The organism is Magnetospirillum fulvum MGU-K5 (genome assembly GCF_000442515.1).
Taxonomy (GTDB): domain Bacteria; phylum Pseudomonadota; class Alphaproteobacteria; order Rhodospirillales; family Magnetospirillaceae; genus Phaeospirillum; species Phaeospirillum fulvum_B.
The window spans coordinates 14,015-29,575 of record NZ_AQPH01000044.1 but is presented as its reverse complement, the minus strand read 5'-3'; the positions used below and the strand labels follow the sequence as shown (position 1 = coordinate 29,575).

The 15,561-nt window shown below is 65.2% G+C and carries 18 protein-coding genes; all 18 read left to right on the top strand.

Annotated elements, in window-relative coordinates; all coding sequences use genetic code 11:
- A partial coding sequence (locus K678_RS11650; RefSeq protein ID WP_039852950.1) for an electron transport complex protein RnfA occupies positions 1 to 431 on the top strand: 431 nt, incomplete at its 5' end.
- Between the two features lie 12 nt (positions 432 to 443).
- Entirely contained in the window at positions 444 to 980 is a 537-nt protein-coding gene (locus tag K678_RS11645; RefSeq protein WP_021132653.1) for an RnfABCDGE type electron transport complex subunit B, read from the top strand.
- A 111-nt stretch (positions 981 to 1,091) separates the two neighbouring features.
- A complete protein-coding gene (gene rsxC, locus K678_RS11640; protein ID WP_021132652.1) occupies positions 1,092 to 2,555 on the top strand; it encodes an electron transport complex subunit RsxC in 1,464 nt (487 codons plus the stop codon).
- The gene (locus tag K678_RS11635; protein ID WP_021132651.1) at positions 2,552 to 3,631 is read left to right on the top strand and encodes an RnfABCDGE type electron transport complex subunit D; all 1,080 of its coding nucleotides are present in this window, start codon (positions 2,552 to 2,554) and stop codon (positions 3,629 to 3,631) included. Before rsxC ends, K678_RS11635 begins: the two co-directional genes overlap by 4 nt.
- A complete protein-coding gene (gene rsxG, locus K678_RS11630; RefSeq protein WP_021132650.1) occupies positions 3,628 to 4,227 on the top strand; it encodes an electron transport complex subunit RsxG in 600 nt (199 codons plus the stop codon). Before K678_RS11635 ends, rsxG begins: the two co-directional genes overlap by 4 nt.
- Positions 4,227 to 4,898: an electron transport complex subunit E gene (locus tag K678_RS11625; protein WP_021132649.1), complete on the top strand. Its 672-nt coding sequence runs from the start codon at positions 4,227 to 4,229 to the stop codon at positions 4,896 to 4,898. Before rsxG ends, K678_RS11625 begins: the two co-directional genes overlap by 1 nt.
- 11 nt (positions 4,899 to 4,909) lie before the next feature.
- Positions 4,910 to 5,206 carry an RnfH family protein gene (locus K678_RS11620; RefSeq protein WP_021132648.1) on the top strand — a complete coding sequence of 99 codons (297 nt, stop codon included), beginning with the start codon at positions 4,910 to 4,912 and terminating at the stop codon, positions 5,204 to 5,206.
- On the top strand, positions 5,203 to 5,616 hold the full coding sequence (locus K678_RS11615; RefSeq protein ID WP_021132647.1) for a hypothetical protein: 414 nt from the start codon (positions 5,203 to 5,205) through the stop codon (positions 5,614 to 5,616). Before K678_RS11620 ends, K678_RS11615 begins: the two co-directional genes overlap by 4 nt.
- Before the next feature lie 140 nt (positions 5,617 to 5,756).
- Positions 5,757 to 7,484, top strand: coding sequence for a thiamine pyrophosphate-binding protein (locus K678_RS11610; RefSeq protein ID WP_021132646.1), 1,728 nt, complete (start codon positions 5,757 to 5,759; stop codon positions 7,482 to 7,484).
- Between the two features lie 115 nt (positions 7,485 to 7,599).
- A complete protein-coding gene (locus K678_RS11605) occupies positions 7,600 to 8,295 on the top strand; it encodes an HAD family hydrolase (RefSeq protein WP_039852942.1) in 696 nt (231 codons plus the stop codon).
- Positions 8,274 to 10,373: an AsmA family protein gene (locus K678_RS11600; protein WP_021132644.1), complete on the top strand. Its 2,100-nt coding sequence runs from the start codon at positions 8,274 to 8,276 to the stop codon at positions 10,371 to 10,373. The genes K678_RS11605 and K678_RS11600 overlap by 22 nt, the downstream gene beginning before the upstream one ends.
- 25 nt (positions 10,374 to 10,398) lie before the next feature.
- Positions 10,399 to 11,109 carry an ATP12 family chaperone protein gene (locus K678_RS11595; protein ID WP_021132643.1) on the top strand — a complete coding sequence of 237 codons (711 nt, stop codon included), beginning with the start codon at positions 10,399 to 10,401 and terminating at the stop codon, positions 11,107 to 11,109.
- Between the two features lie 116 nt (positions 11,110 to 11,225).
- Entirely contained in the window at positions 11,226 to 11,495 is a 270-nt protein-coding gene (locus K678_RS11590; RefSeq protein ID WP_021132642.1) for a twin-arginine translocase TatA/TatE family subunit, read from the top strand.
- A gap of 28 nt (positions 11,496 to 11,523) precedes the next feature.
- The gene (gene tatB, locus K678_RS11585; protein ID WP_021132641.1) at positions 11,524 to 11,901 is read left to right on the top strand and encodes a Sec-independent protein translocase protein TatB; all 378 of its coding nucleotides are present in this window, start codon (positions 11,524 to 11,526) and stop codon (positions 11,899 to 11,901) included.
- A 17-nt stretch (positions 11,902 to 11,918) separates the two neighbouring features.
- Positions 11,919 to 12,740 (top strand): twin-arginine translocase subunit TatC, encoded by an 822-nt coding sequence (tatC, locus tag K678_RS11580; RefSeq protein WP_021132640.1) that lies wholly within the window; start codon positions 11,919 to 11,921, stop codon positions 12,738 to 12,740.
- A 121-nt stretch (positions 12,741 to 12,861) separates the two neighbouring features.
- On the top strand, positions 12,862 to 14,127 hold the full coding sequence (gene serS, locus K678_RS11575) for a serine--tRNA ligase (protein ID WP_021132639.1): 1,266 nt from the start codon (positions 12,862 to 12,864) through the stop codon (positions 14,125 to 14,127).
- Entirely contained in the window at positions 14,127 to 14,909 is a 783-nt protein-coding gene (gene surE / locus K678_RS11570; RefSeq protein WP_021132638.1) for a 5'/3'-nucleotidase SurE, read from the top strand. Before serS ends, surE begins: the two co-directional genes overlap by 1 nt.
- The gene (locus K678_RS11565; RefSeq protein ID WP_021132637.1) at positions 14,906 to 15,550 is read left to right on the top strand and encodes a protein-L-isoaspartate(D-aspartate) O-methyltransferase; all 645 of its coding nucleotides are present in this window, start codon (positions 14,906 to 14,908) and stop codon (positions 15,548 to 15,550) included. The genes surE and K678_RS11565 overlap by 4 nt, the downstream gene beginning before the upstream one ends.
- Positions 15,551 to 15,561 lie beyond the last annotated feature (11 nt).

Below are 15,561 nucleotides of genomic sequence, written 5' to 3'. Positions count from 1 at the left end.
GTCCGTGCATGGGCGACTGGGCGGTCGAGAAATATTTGCTGGAACCCTATGGGGTTGGCTTTCTGCGCACCGTCACCTTTATTCTGGTGATCGCCGCCGCGGTGCAGTTCACCGAACTGACCGTCCGCAAGGTGTCGCCGACGCTGTTCAAGACGCTGGGCATCTATCTGCCGCTGATCACCACCAACTGCGCCGTGCTCGGCCTCGCGCTGCTGCTGGTCGAAGGCAAGATGAGCTTCGTCAACGCCACCTTGTTCGGGTTCGCCTCGGCGCTGGGCTATAGCCTGGTGATGGTGATCTTCGCCGGTCTGCGCGAACGGATCGCGCTGGCCTCGGTGCCTCGCCTGTTTGCCGGTCCGCCGGTCGGATTCATCACCGCCAGCCTGCTTGCCCTTGCTTTCATGGGCTTTTCCGGCATGGCCACCAACTAGGGAGATGACACCATGTTGATCGCAGTCGGAGGTCTGGCCGCCATGGGCGTCACCCTCGGTGCCCTCCTGGGAGTTGCCGCCCGTTATCTCGCCGTCGAGGCCGATCCGTTGGAAGCCGAGCTTCAGGCGATGCTGCCCGGCTCGCAATGCGGACAGTGCGGATTTGTCGGCTGTCAGCAGTTCGCCGCCGCGCTGGCCGAAGGTCACGCTTCGCCTGCCGCCTGTATCCCCGGCGGGCACGCCACCGCCGAGGCGCTGGCCAAGCGGCTGGGCGTCAGCCTTGACGCCTCGGACCATGTCGAAACCGGCCCGACCGTCGCGTTCGTCAATGAGGATCTGTGCATCGGCTGCCTGCGCTGCTTCAACGAGTGCGGAACCGATGCGATCGTTGGCGCCGCCAAGCAGGTGCACACCGTGATCGCCGACGTCTGCCACGCCTGCGGAAAATGCGTCAAGGCCTGCCCGACCGAAGCGATCGAGATGCGTCCGGTTCTGCCGACCCTCGCGACGTGGCATTGGGACAAACCGGGTGCCCACTCCACGCATTAATCGGTTCGACATATCCGATACGCCTTTGCGGCACGGACACCCCGCGCCCGCCGCGCGGGGGCCACGTGCTCCACTCCGATTGTTTTGCAAGCTCTGTAGGAGCGACGGTTCATGAAGTTGTTTCCCATCAAGGGCGGCATTCATCCCGAATACCGCAAGGAACTGACCAGCGAGAAGCCGATCGTCGCGCTCCCGATCCCGTCGGTTCTTTATCTGCCGGTGCAGCAGCACATGGGTGCCGCCGCCAGCACGGTGGTGAAAGTCGGCGATCAGGTGCTGAAAGGTCAGATGCTGGCCCGTGGCCAGGGCGTCGTCTCCGCCCCGGTCCATGCCCCCACCTCGGGCACGATCGTCGAGATCGCCGAGAGAACCGCGCCGCATCCGTCGGGCCTGCCGATGCTGACCATCGTGCTTGAGGCCGACGGCAAGGATCGGTGGGCCGAATTGCCCGCGCCGATCGCCGATCCCTTCACCCAGACGACCCAGGTGATCCGCGCCCGCGTCGGAGAGTCTGGCATCGTTGGCCTGGGCGGGGCGACCTTCCCCTCGGCGGTCAAGCTGGGCCTGGGCGATAAGAACAAGCTGGAAATCCTCCTGCTGAACGGGGCCGAGTGCGAGCCCTACCTCACCTGCGACGACCGGGTGATGCGCGAATATGCCGACGAAGTGATCGACGGTGCGCGGATCATGGCCCACGCGCTGGGCGCGCCCCAGGTGGTGATCGCGATCGAGGACAACAAGCCGCAGGCGGCCGAGGCGATGCGCAAGGCCGCGAGCGCCCAGCCCAACGTCACCATCGTCGGGGTGCCGGTTCAGTATCCGATGGGAGCCGAACGCCACCTGACCCAGGCGGTGACCGGACGGGAAACCCCGGCGCGCAAGCTGACCGCCGATGTCGGCGTGGTGGTTCACAATGTCGCCACCGCCCGGGCGATCCATCATGCCGTCCGCTTCGGCCGTCCCCTGCTGTCGCGGGTCGTCACCGTCAGCGGCCACGGCATCAAGGAACCGAAGAACATCGAAGTGCCGCTGGGCACCCCGATCAACGATCTGATCGGCTTCTGCGGCGGGATCAACGGCAAGATCAAGCGTCTGGTCAGCGGCGGTCCGATGATGGGTCAGCCGATCGTCGATACCGCCGTGCCGGTGGTCAAAGGCACCTCGGGCGTTCTCGCCCTGACCGGCGACGAAGTCAACGAGCGGCCGACCCAGCCCTGTATCCGCTGCGGCACCTGCGTTTCGATCTGCCCCTGTGGGTTGGTTCCGGTCGAGATGGCGGCGCTGATCCGCAATGAACGGCTGGAAGACGCCGCCGCGATCGGACTTCAGGATTGCGTGTCGTGCGGATCGTGCTCCTACATCTGCCCGTCCTACGTTCCGCTGGTGCATTATTTCAACTATGCCAAGGGCCGGCTGAACGCCCTTGACCGCGAGCGCCGCAAGTCCGAGCAGACCAAGGCTTTGGTCGAAGCCCGCAACGCCCGTCTGGAGCGGATCGCCCAGGCCAAGCGTGACGCCGCCGCCCGCGCCAAGGCGCAATCGCAAAACTCTGACGTGAACAAGGCAGACGCATGAGAATCGCCGTCGATAAGAGCGGACCGTTCACCCACGCTCCCACAAGCGTCTCGCGCACCATGACTCTGGTGCTGGCGGCGCTGCTTCCCGCTACGCTGTACGATATCTGGCTGTTCGGTTGGCCTGCGGCGTTGATGTTCCTGGTCACCGTGCTGTCCTGCGTCGGGCTTGAGGCCTTGTGCCTCTACCTGTCGAAGCGTCCGGTCGGCCCCACCCTCGCCGATGGTTCGGCGGTTCTGACCGGCTGGCTGCTGGCGATGAGCATGCCGCCGTGGGCGCCGTGGTGGGTTTGCTTCGTCGCGGCCGTGTTCGCAATCTGCCTGGCCAAGCATGCCTTTGGCGGTCTCGGTCAGAACGTGTTCAACCCGGCAATGGTTGGCCGTATCGCGGTGCTGGTGTCGTTCCCGCTCCAGATGACCACCTTTGTCCGCCCTGCCCCGCTGGGCAGCGCCGGATCGCCCGGCCTGATCGACAGCATCGGCATCATCTTCGGCCATTCGCCGATGCTGGATTCGCTGAGTGCGGCGTCGGCTCTCGGCTACATCAAGACCGAATTGTCGCGCGGCATTCCGGTCAGCCAGTCGATCCTGACCGCACCCGATCTGACCAGTCTGGCCCTTGGCACCCATGCGGGCAGCTTTGGCGAGACCTCGGCGTTCCTGATCCTGCTGGGCGGCCTGTTCCTGATCGCCAAGCGGGTGATCTCCTGGCATATCCCGGTCGCGGTGATGGGAACCCTGTTCCTGCTCGGCACCGTGTTCAGCGCGATCAATCCCGACCGCTTCACGCCGGGAACCTTCCAGTTGCTGTCGGGCGCGACGATCCTGGGGGCGTTCTTCATCGCCACCGATTACGTCACCTCGCCGGTGTCGAAATCCGGCCAGCTGGTTTACGGCTTCGGCATCGGCTTCCTGACCTGGGTCATCCGCACCTTTGCCGGCTACCCCGAAGGCATGGCCTTTGCGGTTCTGCTGATGAACGCGCTGACCCCGATCATCGACCACCACATTCGCCCGCGTGCCTTTGGGCGTACCCGCAAGGGCGAGCCGCTGCCGTTGAACAGGGGGAATAAATGAGCCGCGCCACCTGGATTCACGCCTCGATCCTGGGTGCGTTCTGCCTGGGCTTCGGAATCGTGCTGGCCGTCACCGACCAGCAGACCAACGACGACATCAAGCAGCGCATCCTTGAGGACAAGGAACGCTCGCTGTCCCAGGTTCTGCCGACCGCGATCCACGACAATTCGCCGGTCACCGACACCATCATCCTGAAGGATGCCAAGGGCGAAGACGTCACCGTCTATCGCGCCACCAAGGGCGGTCAGGTCACCGGCGTCGCCTACACCATCGTCGGCACCGGCTATGCCGGTCCGATCCGACTGATGCTGGGCGTCGATGCCGAGGGCAAGATTCTCGGTGTCCGCGTCATCACCCACAAGGAAACCCCCGGCCTGGGCGACAAGATCCAGGTCGATAAGGGAGACTGGATCCTGCGCTTCAACGGCCTGTCGTTCGCCAACACCCCGCTGGAGAAGTGGAAGGTGAAGAAGGACGGCGGTCAGTTCGATCAATTCTCGGGGGCGACCATCACGCCTCGTGGCGTGGTCGGCGCGATCCGCGAAGGTCTGCATTTCTTTGACGCTCAGAAATCCAAGATGTTGGAGGCCGGTTGATGGCTACCCCCTACAAGACGATCATCAAGGACGGGCTGTGGGAAAATAACGGCGTCATCGCCATGCTGCTCGGCATGTGTCCGACGATGGCGGTTACGACCAGCGCCACCAACGGCCTGGGCCTCGGCATCGCCACCGCGTTGGTGATGGCTGCCTCCAGCCTGCTGGTCGCGCTGTTCCGCAACACGATCACCCAGGAAGTCCGCATCCCGGTCTTCATCCTGATCATCGCGTCAATGACCACCCTGGTCGATCTGTGCATGAACGCCTGGATGCACGAGATGTATAAGGTGTTGGGCCTGTTCATCCCGCTGATCGTCTCGAACTGCCTGCCGCTGGCCCGTCTCGAAGCCTTCGCCGCCAAGGAGCCGGTCGGCCGCTCTTTCGTCGATGGCCTGTTCATGGGCATCGGGTTCACCCTGGCGCTGGTGGTGATCGGTGCAATCCGCGAACTGATCGGCAACGGAACCATTTTCGCCGACGCCGCCCTGCTGCTGGGGCCGGCGTTCCACTTCATGGAACTGCGTCTGCTGCCCGCCGATACCGGCGTGCTGCTGGCGATCCTGCCCCCGGGTGGGTTCCTGGTCACCGGGCTGGTTCTGGTCGCCAAGCGGATGATCGACCTTGCCGCCGGCAAGGAAATCCGCATGGCCGGCGCTCATAGCGTCTAAGGAGAAGAGCGATGAAGGTCGGAGTCGTCTACGCCACCCCGGCACGTCAGTCCTGGCTGACCATCGACGTGCCCGACGGCAGCACCGTCAAGGACGCGATCGAGAAGTCGGGCATCCTGCGCCAGTTCCCCGAGATCAATCTGGACGCCCAGAAGGTCGGGATTTACGGCAAGGCCACCACCCTGGAGGCGGTGGTCGAGGATGGGGCGCGGATCGAGATTTATCGTCCGATCACCGCCGATCCCAAGACCGTGCGCCGTCGCCCGCGTGAGGGTGCGGCTCCGGCCAATGGGGGGGCGGAAGGATGAGTGTCGGCGACGATTTAACCATCGCCCAGTCGGTTGCCTTCGCGATTCTGCATGCGCAGGATCACGAAACCAGCAGCGACTGGATCGGTTGGGCGAAAAGCTGGCTGAACGGCGATGACCGTTCCGCCAGCGCCGCCGCCGCGGCCGCCGAAATCGCCACGGCTGCCGCCGCCCGCCATGCCGCCAACGCCGCCCGCATGTTCGATCTGGCTCAGGCCCTGCAAACCGAGGCGGCGATGCTGTCGGCCGAGGGCCGCAATGCGGGCTGGACCCTGGACACGGTCGAAAACCGCAACACCGAATGCTTGGTTGAGGTCGCCGAGGCGATCCGGCTGGCCGATGGTGGCGGTTTGCAGGGTGGTTCGTCCCGCAGTGCCGAATTGCTGGCTCAGGTCGTCCGCGATCACTGATCGCTGACCGGGCCGACGTTTCATGTACGAGAAAGCCGCCGGGTGACAGATCGCCCCGGCGGCTTTATTGTTTTCCCTGCCGAATGCAAGCTGACTCGTCAGGTTGGTACCAGACGGTTTCCGAGACGGAGAAGGATCGTTTGACCGGAGCGGACTACGTCGCCGCCTTTTTGCGGCATCGGGGAGTCGGGCGCATTCATTGCACCGCTGGCGTGTTCTGCGCGCTGATGATCGATTCGATCGCGCGCCAACCCGGTCTGGATTATTTCACCCACTTCACCGAACGGTCGGCGGCACTGGCCGCCGACGCGGTCTGGCGGTCGTCGCGCCGGATCGGCGTCGCGATGGCAGGCGGCGGGCCCGGAGCCGCCAATCTGATCCCCGGCATCGCCTGTGCCTTTCACGATTCGGTCCCGGCCCTGTTCATCATCGGCCAGGGCGAGATCGAACGAACATCGTTTGCGGCGATGGTCGCCCCGATCAGCAAGACCGCCATGACCGTGGCACGGGCGGCCGATCTGCCCCGGATTCTGGCCGACGCCTGGACCCTTGCCGCCACCGGCCGTCCGGGCCCGGTGGTGATCGACATCCCGCTCGCGGTCCAGCAGGAACCGTTCGACCACCCGGTTCTTCCGCCGGACGGGGCCCAGCCGACTCAGAACCCGGACTTGGCTGAAATCGCCAAGACTCTGACCGCCTTTCTCGCCGAGGGGGAACGCCCGCTACTGCTGTTGGGCGGCGGCGTCGGGCGCGCGGGCAACACCACCGCCTTGGCCGACTGGCTGCGCCGTGATCGGGTTCCTTTCGTTGCGACGTGGAACGCGATGGCCTGTTTCGATCACGATTTGCCCAGTTATCTCGGCGCGGTCGGCCGTCACGGCAATCGTGGAGCCAATTTCGCGCTGTGGAACTGCGACCGTCTGCTGGTGTTGGGCAGTCGCCTCGACGACAATCTGCGGGGAAGCGATCACCACTTCTTTGCCCCCGCCGCCCGGATTCACGTCGTCGAGATTGATGTCGCCAACCTCGCCCGTCTTGCCGCCGAGGGCTATCAAACCACCTCGCTGGACCTTTGCCTGCTGCCTCAATTGCTGGAACAGATGAGTCCGCCGCCGCTGACACGCGGCTGGCACGATTATCTGGAAGAGATTCGCGCCCGCTATCTCGGGCGGGATATTTCAACCTTTGCCGCACCGCGCCGGGTGCTGTCGCCTTATGCAGTGGTGCAGCGTCTGTCGAAATGTCTGGCGCTTGATGCGGTGGTGATCGGGGATTCCGGGGCCAATCTGTGCTGGCTGTTCCAGATGTTCCACCGCCGCCGTCATGCCCTGGTCTCCGCCGGAGGGCACGCCCCGATCGGCTATGCCATCCCGGCGGCGATTGGGGCGGTCCTGGAACAGCCTCGCCGTCAGGTGGTAGCCGTATTCGGCGATGGCGGGCTTCTCGCCTCGTTGCAGGATTTGCAGACCCTGGCCTATCACCGGCTGGGGATCGCCTTGGTGGTGTTCAACAATAACGGCTATGGCCTTCTCAAGGACTATCAAAATCAGACGTGCGGTGGCCGTCACGAGGCGACGGGGCGGCTGTACAGCCTTCCCGACTTTGAGCGGATCGCCGCCGCTTTTGATCTCGAATACCGCAGGATCGACCATGTCGAACAGATCGGGGCCGATCTGTTCCTGACCGGCGGGCCGATTCTGATCGAGATCATCATCGCGGAAGAGACGCCGGTCGAGCCGCAAATCCCGCCCGATGGCGAGATCGCCCGGCAAAATCCCCCCTTAAGTGACGTAGAACGGGGATTTGCCAGCCGGTTTGTCCCGCTTGCCCCTGCCCGAATGGACGAACCTAACCGCTCCGGACGATAACCCCAGACCCATGACGGAGGGTATCCCCCCCTAATCGTCATCAGGTCATTACGAGGATTGGTCCGCGGGCTTGGCTGCGCTATTGTCCGCCCACTCCCACATACGGCGATTTTCGATGACGCATCTGCGCCTAGCCATGTTCGACGTCGACGGAACCCTGATCGACAGCCAGCACACCATCGTTTCGGCGATGACAATGGCCTGGGGTCGGCTCGACCTCGGCACCCCCAAGCCCGATCAGGTCCGCCGCATCATCGGCCTGTCGCTGGTCGAAGCCTGCGCGATGCTGCTGCCCTGGGCCTCGGCGGCCACGCATCGCGCTGTTGCCGAAGCCTATAAGAGCGCCTTTCACAGCCTGCGGCTGATGCCCGAGCATGACGATCCGCTGTTTCCCGGCGCGCTTGAGGCGCTGGACCAGTTGGAAAAGGACGGCTGGCTGTTGGGACTGGCCACCGGCAAATCGCGGCGCGGGGTCGAATCCATGCTTGATACGCACGATCTGCACAGCCGCTTCGTCACCATCCAGACCGCCGACGAGAATCCGAGCAAGCCCGATCCGTCGATGCTGCACCGTGCCGCCAGCGAATGCGGAGTGGACCTCGCCAACGTGGCGATGATCGGCGACACCTCCTATGACATGGCGATGGCTAACGCCGCCAGAGCCGCCGCCATCGGCGTCTCGTGGGGCTATCAGTCGCTGGAGGAACTGCGTGGAGCCGGAGCCCACGTGATTTTGGATAGTTATGAAAACCTGACCCGAGTGCTCGACTCGGTCATCGGAGAACGGTCATGCGTCCCGCCACTATCATAAAGATCGTCCTTGTCGCCGGCCTGATCCTGGCGATAGCGGCGATTGCCGCCGCCAAATCGGTGAATACCGAGCGTTACAAGGCGGTTCTGGCCGATCGTGTCCGGGCCGCCACCGGCTTGAACATGGTCTTTAACGGGCCGGTCAAACTGCGCCTGGGCCTGTCCCCTCGCCTCAGCATCACCGGGCTGGGCCTGTCGGTGCCGGGCTCGACCGAGCCGCTGTTGCAGGTCGAGCGGATCGAAGCCCGCGTCGGCTTGCTGCCGCTGCTGTTTCGCCAGTTCCGCACCGAGCGGCTGCTGCTGATCCGTCCCACCCTGCGCCTGACCCCCGCCACCGCACCCGCCGCCGCTGCCGCGATTGCCGCCGCCGCCGGGATCGGCCTCGACCGGGTCCGCGACGACGTCGTTCCCGCGACCAGCTTCGCCCTGGGCGAGGTTCAGCTTGAGAACGCGACCCTGCTGTGGGTTGAGGACAATCGTCGCCCCGAAACCAGAATCCTGCTCTCGCAGGGACGGATTCGCCCGGAAAGCATCGAAGGCGGCCGCCTGACCCTGGAAGCGCGCGGCAATTGGGCCAATACCGGCTTTGAACTGGCGGGGATCGTCGGTCCGGCCGATACCCGCAAGCGGCACCGCCCCTTCCCGATCCAGCTCAAAGGCACGATCAGCGGCGCGGTCGTCGTGGCCCGTGGCGGGATCGCCGATCCTCTGACCGGCGAAGGACTTGATATCGTTCTCGACGCCCGCGGCGACGAATTGAGCAATCTGCTGTCGCGGACCGGGTTGCTGACCATTCCCGAGGGACAGAATCCTCCGGCGATCGGCCCCTATAAAGTCGCGGCGCGGCTGGTTGGCTCGGTCCAGGCTCCGGCGCTCGAGAATATCGATGCGGTACTGGGCAAGCACGACACCCTGCTGGTGGGGGTGCGGGGCTCGTTCGCCGCGCCCTTGACCGGGCATGGGCTGGAGCTCGCTGTAACCGCCGAAGCCGACAGCCTGACCGGGCCGGGGCGGCTGGTCGGTCTCGATGCCACCACCACCGGGCCGCTGCGCGCGGGCGGCAAGCTGACCGATCTGCCGACCGGCGGCTGGCGCCTGTCCGCGATCAAAGCCAATCTGGGCGGCAGCGATCTTGGCGGTGATCTGACCCTGATCCCGCAGCCCCGCGTGAGCATCAGCGGCAAAGTCACGGCCACGACCCTGAACCTGTCCGATCTCGGCCTTGATCCGCTGCGCCTGCTGGATACGGTCCAGTCGGCCCCGTCACGTCCGGCGATTCCGATTGTTGACGAACGGTTGCTGACCAACGAGCCATTGGCGCTGGACCGTCTCGGCGCGGTCGATCTCGACCTCGGCGTCAGTGCTTCCGCCATGCCGGTGGGATCGGCGTCGTTGACCGAGGCCGCCGCGACGCTTCGTCTCGTCAATGGGAAACTGGCGATCGAGGGCTTCACCGCCAAGCTGGGCGAAGGCACCTTGACCGGCGAAGCGATCCTGGACGCCTCGGACCATACCCCGGTGGCGACGCTGAAACTGGCGGGCACCGGGCTCGACCTGAAGCGGATCGCGGGCAACTTCCCCTTCGATGGCGGCCGCGCTGACCTCACCGTCGATCTGCATGGCCAGGGCGCAAGCCCCCGGATGTTGGCCGGGACCCTGGAGGGCCACATCCTGGCCGGTGTCACCGATACCGGACTGGTGGCGGGCACCGCTGGAGGCGTCCCGGCCCGCCTGCTGACCGCGCTGGACGGCGGCACCGGCGATGAAGACCCGATCCGCCTGCGCTGTGCCGCGGTGCGGATCGGCCTCAAGAACGGTCTGGCCAATGCCGAGCGCGGTCTGGCGGTCGAAACGCCACACGCCGCGATCCTGGGCAGCGGCACGCTTGATCTCCGCACCGAGATGATCGACCTCGTCTTTGTCGTCAAGGGTGGCGGCGTGGCCCGGTTGCGGGGGGGGCTGGCCGCTCCCTTGGTCGGCGGCGACAATGCCGGGCTGCGTCCCTTCTCGCAACGCCCGCTTGCCGCCCGGCCGCCGGTCGATCCCACGCCCTGCCGCACCGTGATGGGACGGCGCTAATCACCACCGTTTCGAGGACCGTTTCGTGAGTCTGAACACCCTTCGCCGCTTCTACGACGCCGCCACCGCCGCCGAGAGCGAGGACGGCTTTGTCGTCCACCTTGACGGTCGCCCGGTGCGGACCCCTGGGGGGCGTTTTTTGCTGCTCCCCTCTCGTCCCCTGGCCGAGGCGATTGCCGCCGAATGGCAGGCTCAGGTCGAGACCATCAAGCCCGCGACGATGCCGCTGACCCAATTGTCGAGCACCGCGCTCGACCGCGTCGGCCCCGAGCGGGAGACGATCACCGGCTATCTGATGGCCTATGCCGGAACCGATCTGCTGTGCTACCGCGCCGAATTCCCGACCGATCTGGCCGAACGGCAGGCCCAGGCGTGGCAACCGCTGCTGGATTGGGCCGCCGAGACGCTGAAGGCTCCGCTGGTTTCCACCGTCTCGGTGCTGGCGGTGACCCAGCCCGATCATGCCGTTGCCGCCTTGGCCGCCCATCTTGACGGCCAGGACGCGTGGCGGCTGACCGCGATTCAGGCCGCCGCCGCCGCCACCGGCTCGCTGGTGCTGGCTCTGGCCCTGGCCGAGGCGCGGATCGACGCCGAAACCGCCTGGAGCCTGTCCCAGCTTGATGAGACCTTTCAGATCGAGCAATGGGGCGAGGATGCCGAGGCCACCGCACGCCGCGCCGCGCTCAAGGGCGATATCGCCGCGGCGGAACGGCTGCTGGCGCTGCTGGGCGGCTGATCGCCCGGGCTATTTCCCGCCGAAGGGTCCGGCGGCATTGCGGGAACCGTCTTCTTTTGCGATGATCCGGCCCCGGCCGCCGGGTCATCGTTTCATCGCGTCGAGGAGAATGGGTCATGGGAAGCTGGAGCATCGGGCATTGGCTGATCGTCCTGGTCATCGTTCTGTTGCTGTTCGGCGCCAACAAGATCCCCAAGCTGATGGGCGACATGGCCAAAGGCGTCAAGGCGTTCAAGCAGGGTCTGAAGGATGGCGACGAAGAGGTGACGGCTGCGCCGCAACCCGCGCCGCAGCAGCCCCAGGCCAGCGTCCAGGCCCCGTCTGCCGCTGCTCCGACCGCTGCGCCTCAGGCCGCGCCGCAGCCCGATCCGCTGCGTAAGAGCTAATCGTCTCTAACGGCACGGGAGAGTCCGGATGTTCGATATCGGCTGGGACGAGATGGCGCTGATCGCCGCCGTCAGCCTGATCGTGATCGGGCCGAAGGACTTGCCCGTGGTCCTGCGTCAGGTCGGCCGCTGGACTCGCAAGGCCCGCCTGATGGCCTCTGACTTCCAGCGCGGATTCGACGACATGGTGCGCGAGTCCGAGTTGAACGAGGTCAAGCAGCAGATCGTCAAGGCAACCGATCCCGGCCTGTTGCGCGCCGAGATCGACAAAGCGGTCGATCCCGATGGAGAGTTGGCGCGGGCGATGACTCTGCCGCCGCCGGACGCCCTTTCCCCTGCGGCGGCCGACCCTGTACCCGAGCCGATTCCCACCGATGCGCCGCAATCGCGGCCGCCGGCTCCCTGACCCTGGGCGATCCTGACGTGACCGAATCCCTTGACGATAAAACCATGCCGCTGCTCGACCATCTGATCGAGTTGCGCCGCCGCCTGATCTGGTCGGCGCTGGCCTTCGTCATTGCGTTCGGTGTCTGCTATTATTTCTCCGGCACGATCTACGAATTCCTGCTGGAACCCTATTCGTCGGCGGCGCTGGCCAAGGGCGGCAGCCGCCGCCTGATCTATACCGCGCCGACCGAGGCATTTTTCACCTTCATGAAGGTCGCTGGATTCTCCGCCGCTGCTCTCTGTTTCCCGGTGTGGGCCGGGCAATTGTGGGCCTTCATCGCGCCGGGCCTGTATAAGCACGAAAAGCGGGCCTTTCTGCCCTTCATGCTGGCGACCCCGATCCTGTTCGCGCTGGGCGCGGCCCTGGTCTATTACATCGTCCTGCCCGGCCTTTACACCTATCTGCTCAGTTTCGAATCCCTGGTGGCCGCCCCTGGTTCGTTGCCGATCCAGCTCGAAGCCAAGGTCAATGAATCGCTGTCGCTGATCATGACCCTGATCTTCGCCTTTGGTCTGGCCTTCCAGATGCCGGTGTTGCTGACCCTGTTGGCCCGCGTCGGGGTGATCACCGCGAAGGGAATGGCGGAAAAGCGCCGTTTCGCCATTGTCGGCAATTTCGTCTTCGCCGCAATCGTGACGCCACCCGATATCGTCAGTCAGTGCTCGTTGGCGATCCCGATGGTGCTGCTCTACGAAGTGTCGATTTTGGCGGCCCGGGCGATGGAAAAACAGCGCGCCAAGGCCGAAGCCGCCGCCGAGGATGCCGACGCGATCGAAGAGACCGACTTTAACGGATAGTCCCCGTCGTGGGACCGGCGGCACCGCGTCACGTTCCGCGCCGATTTGCGGCGGTGTCTCGACAACAAAACGGCGCGGGCTTATAAGCAGCGGCTTAACAGATTTTCCCGGATACCGTTCCATGCACGACCTGAAGTCGATTCGCGACAATCCCGCAGCATTCGATGCCGGCCTCGCCCGGCGCGGCGTGTCGCCCCAATCGGCGGCGATTCTGGAGCTTGATGCCCGACGCCGCGCGGCGCAGACCACCTTTCAGGACTTGCAGGCGCGCCGCAACGACGCTTCGAAGCAGATCGGCCAGATCAAGCGCCAGGGCGGCGATTGCGAAGCCCTGATGGCCGAGGTCGCCGCGCTGAAAGAACAGATTCCGGCGCTGGAGGACGAGGACCGGGCGCTGGGAGCCGAGATCGAGACGATCCTGGCTTCGCTGCCCAACCTGCCCGACGATTCGATCCCCGACGGCCCCGACGAAAGCGCCAATGTCGAGATTCGCCGCTGGGGCACGCCGCGCGAGTTCGACTTCACCCCGCTCGATCACGATGCCCTGGGCGAAAAACTGGGGATGGATTTCGACGGCGCTGCCAGGCTGTCCGGAGCCCGCTTCGTCGTGCTGAAGGGTCAGATGGCCCGGTTGCAACGCGCGATCGGCCAGTTCATGCTGGACATCCAGACCGGCGAACACGGCTATACCGAGATTGATCCGCCGCTGATGATCAAGGATCAGGCGGCGTTCGGCACCGGCCAATTGCCCAAATTCAGCGAAGACCTGTTCAAGACCAACACCGGGCACTGGCTGATCCCCACCGCCGAAGTGCCGCTGACCAATCTGGTCGCGGATCAGATCCTCGACGAAAAGGACCTGCCGCTGCGGATGACCGCGTTGACGCCGTGCTTCCGCTCCGAAGCCGGATCGGCGGGCAAGGACACCCGTGGCATGATCCGTCAGCACCAGTTCCACAAGGTGGAAATGGTGTCGGTTGTCCATCCGGATCGTTCGGACGAAGAGCACGAACGGATGACCAAATGCGCCGAAACGGTGCTGCAACGCCTCGGCCTGCCCTATCGTGTCGTTGTCCTCTGCGCGGGCGACACGGGCTTTTGCGCGCGCAAGACCTATGACATCGAAGTCTGGCTGCCGGGACAGCAGCGCTACCGCGAAATCTCGTCCTGCTCGAATTGCGGCGAGTTCCAGGCGCGGCGGATGAAGGCCCGCTTCCGGCCCGAGGGCGAAAAGAACACCCGCGCCGTCCATACCCTGAACGGGTCGGGGCTGGCGGTGGGTCGCACCCTGGTCGCAGTGCTGGAGAATTACCAGCAGGCCGACGGCAGCATCACCGTTCCCGAGGCGCTGCGTCCCTATCTGGGCGGTGTGGAGCGGATCGGCTGATGTTCCCCCCCGTTGCCGACCTGTCGGGCCTGCGCATCCTGATCTCGAACGATGACGGCATCAACGCGCCGGGGATCAAGGTGTTGGAGCGGATCGCCCGCACCCTGTCGGACGATGTCTGGGTGGTTGCCCCCGAGCACGAGCAGAGCGCCGCCGGGCACTCGCTGACGATCCGTCGTCCGCTCCGGGTGCGCGAGGTCTCGCCGCGCCATTATGCCGTCGATGGCACCCCCACCGACGCGGTGCTGCTCGGGATCAACCACATCATCAAGGACAAGCGCCCCGATCTGATGCTGTCCGGGATTAATCGCGGTGCCAATCTGGGCGAGGACATCACTTATTCCGGCACGGTGGCGGCGGCGATGGAGGCGACGATCCTGGGGGTTCCCGCGATCGCGCTGTCACAATTTATCACACCGCCCGCCCCCGTGAAGTGGGATACCGCCGAACATTGGACGGCTGGACTGGTGCGGCAACTGCTGACCCAGGGCTGGCCCCGCAACGTGCTGATGAACATCAATTTCCCCGATGTCGCCGCCGCCGAGGTCAGCGGGATCGAGGTGACGGCTCAGGGCAAGCGCAAGATCGGCGATTCGATCTTGGAACGGAACGACCCGCGCGGCGATCCCTATGTCTGGATCGGCGCGCAACGGTCCGAGGATCGCGGCACTCCCGGCACCGATATCGAAGCGGTCTGTCGCGGTGCCGTTTCAGTGACGCCGTTGTGCTTCGACCTGACCGACCGGCCCACCATACAGGCACTCTCCGCCATCTTCCCATGACCCCCGCCGAATCGCGCGTCCGCCGCCTGTTGTCCGAGCTACACCGACAAGGCGTTGGCGATGCGCGGGTTCTGGCGGCGATTGAGCGGATTCCGCGCCATCTGTTCGTGGCCCCGCCCTTCCTCGATCAGGCTTACGAGAACATCGCCCTGCCGATCGGGCGCGGTCAGACCGTCAGCCAGCCGGTGGTGGTGGGACTGATGACCCAGGCGCTGGAGGTCGGCGACCGGATGAAGGTGCTGGAAATCGGCACCGGATCGGGCTATCAGGCAGCCGTTCTGGCCCCGTTGTGTCGGCGATTATACTCGATCGAACGTCACCGCCCCTTGCTGGCCGAGGCCGAAGCGCGGTTTCGCCGCCTGCGCCTCCACAACATCACCTGCCGCCTGGGCGACGGATCGCGCGGCTGGCCGGAACAGGCTCCGTTCGACCGTATCATCGTCACTGCCGCCGCGCCCGACATCCCTCCGGCCTTGATCGAACAATTGAAACCGGATGGGGTGATGGTCCTGCCACTCGGCGATGTCCGCGGAGTCGATCAGGAATTGGTGCGGATTGCCAAAAGTCCCGCCGGGCTCGACATCCATCCCTTTCTGACCGTCCGCTTCGTTCCCCTGGTCGAAGGGCTCCCAGAAGAATAGGGCCGCCCAGC

Excerpts from the sequence above, each read along its gene's own strand:
- tatB (WP_021132641.1), top strand. The coding sequence starts at position 11,524 with ATGTTCGATATCGGCTGGGACGAGATGGCGCTGATCGCCGCCGTCAGC.
- surE (WP_021132638.1), top strand. The coding sequence starts at position 14,127 with ATGTTCCCCCCCGTTGCCGACCTGTCGGGCCTGCGCATCCTGATCTCG.
- K678_RS11605 (WP_039852942.1), top strand. The coding sequence starts at position 7,600 with ATGACGCATCTGCGCCTAGCCATGTTCGACGTCGACGGAACCCTGATC.
- K678_RS11645 (WP_021132653.1), top strand. The coding sequence starts at position 444 with ATGTTGATCGCAGTCGGAGGTCTGGCCGCCATGGGCGTCACCCTCGGT.
- K678_RS11600 (WP_021132644.1), top strand. The coding sequence starts at position 8,274 with ATGCGTCCCGCCACTATCATAAAGATCGTCCTTGTCGCCGGCCTGATC.
- serS (WP_021132639.1), top strand. The coding sequence starts at position 12,862 with ATGCACGACCTGAAGTCGATTCGCGACAATCCCGCAGCATTCGATGCC.
- K678_RS11565 (WP_021132637.1), top strand. The coding sequence starts at position 14,906 with ATGACCCCCGCCGAATCGCGCGTCCGCCGCCTGTTGTCCGAGCTACAC.
- K678_RS11625 (WP_021132649.1), top strand. The coding sequence starts at position 4,227 with ATGGCTACCCCCTACAAGACGATCATCAAGGACGGGCTGTGGGAAAAT.
- rsxG (WP_021132650.1), top strand. The coding sequence starts at position 3,628 with ATGAGCCGCGCCACCTGGATTCACGCCTCGATCCTGGGTGCGTTCTGC.
- K678_RS11635 (WP_021132651.1), top strand. The coding sequence starts at position 2,552 with ATGAGAATCGCCGTCGATAAGAGCGGACCGTTCACCCACGCTCCCACA.
- rsxC (WP_021132652.1), top strand. The coding sequence starts at position 1,092 with ATGAAGTTGTTTCCCATCAAGGGCGGCATTCATCCCGAATACCGCAAG.
- K678_RS11615 (WP_021132647.1), top strand. The coding sequence starts at position 5,203 with ATGAGTGTCGGCGACGATTTAACCATCGCCCAGTCGGTTGCCTTCGCG.
- K678_RS11590 (WP_021132642.1), top strand. The coding sequence starts at position 11,226 with ATGGGAAGCTGGAGCATCGGGCATTGGCTGATCGTCCTGGTCATCGTT.
- K678_RS11620 (WP_021132648.1), top strand. The coding sequence starts at position 4,910 with ATGAAGGTCGGAGTCGTCTACGCCACCCCGGCACGTCAGTCCTGGCTG.